This window comes from Vibrio sp. 10N.239.312.D08 (genome assembly GCF_041466145.1).
GTDB classification, from domain to species: Bacteria; Pseudomonadota; Gammaproteobacteria; order Enterobacterales; family Vibrionaceae; genus Vibrio; species Vibrio crassostreae_C.
This window is the reverse complement of record NZ_JBFSSD010000120.1, coordinates 1-1,330: the sequence shown is the minus strand read 5'-3', so window position 1 is coordinate 1,330 and position 1,330 is coordinate 1. Positions and strand designations below refer to the sequence as shown.

The 1,330-nt window shown below is 41.7% G+C and carries 1 protein-coding gene; it reads right to left on the bottom strand.

Annotated features, from left to right (window positions below; all coding sequences use genetic code 11):
• Positions 1–88: 88 nt before the first annotated feature.
• The gene (locus AB6D58_RS24435) at positions 89–1,261 is read right to left on the bottom strand and encodes a patatin-like phospholipase family protein (RefSeq protein WP_017060058.1); all 1,173 of its coding nucleotides are present in this window, start codon (positions 1,259–1,261) and stop codon (positions 89–91) included.
• Positions 1,262–1,330: the final 69 nt, after the last annotated feature.

Below are 1,330 nucleotides of genomic sequence, written 5' to 3'. Positions count from 1 at the left end.
GAGGTCACATTTTGTGCCATGGCAGCGCTAGACGTTGCCATGATAAGTAGCGCTAAAGCTGTTTTATTCATTTTACGATATCCCTAAATTAAGGTAATTCTGTTACCCAAGGTTTGCCCTGAGTTGCTTTGTGATAACCATATTCGTATATGGTTAATAAATAGTGTTCATCAAACATGTCTTTGGTTCGTTTGGCGTAACCAAAGTCGTGCTCGATGTAAGTAAATTGCATATCAATGTTGTTGATTTCACAGATGTATTTCATTCGATATAAATCACCACGTGTTTGAGCAAGAGTCAGGCTTGATACGCTCTTTGCTACTAAATCTAGACCCTTATCTCTCAGCGAGTGGTACGGCGCTTTCAGTGCTCCATTTCGAATAACATCGAGCTGTGGTGGTTTTTCTAACCCAAGAGCATCTGAGATCTGCTGATAGTCGAAGTTAGATGGATTGAAAAATACTTGAGCGGCTAAACCACCATCGACGTGAAGTTCTTCATAACTTTTACCTTCGTACTTCACATTGATAAACTGCGGTGGGAAGACTCCAGGAATAGAAGCACTTGCTGCTAAAACCTTATATATAAGTTCAGACTTATCTGGCATGTCACTATTTGCAATTGCGCCCACATTCCAAATGACAAGCTCTCCAGAATCAAAGTGTGTGCTACCAATAAACAAACGCTTACCGTTGCGGTGTCGCGCAGCAATTTGCTCGATCATCGGTTCAGGGAACGCCTGAGCGATAAATTGATTCAAGTTTTTACCGTCAGTAAAAGCATCTTTAAACACGGTGTTTAAAAAGTTCTTTTTGCCGAGCACTGATTTGTCATTGATGTTTAACATCACCTCCTTCATCTTCGGAAATGCATCTCCGCCGATGAATACAAATGGTGCCATTAGCGCTCCTGCACTGATGCCAGTAACTATTGAGTAGTCTTTCAATTGGCCAGATTCTTCCAGCCCTATCAAAATACCGGCTCCAAAGGCTCCGTTCGCGCCGCCTCCTGACAAAGCTAAGATATTTAGTTGCTCACCTGACACTTTAATTGGCGTTGTTTGATCGATTGGAGAGTATAAGAAGTCTGGGTTCTCACTCGCCCACATACGCAATGGCTCTTTTACTGATATCGCTTCTTCTACAACCACTTCTTTGTAATTGTCTTTGTGTACGCGTACATCCAACGTGTGGGGTGAGCTACATGCCACTACAAGTAATGACAAAGCAACGGTAAAACCCGAGGAAATTAGACGGTTCATAATTAGGCTCATTTAATGTTCTCTAAAATGATTCAGAGACTCTGTTTAATCAAAAGAACAGCTATAAAC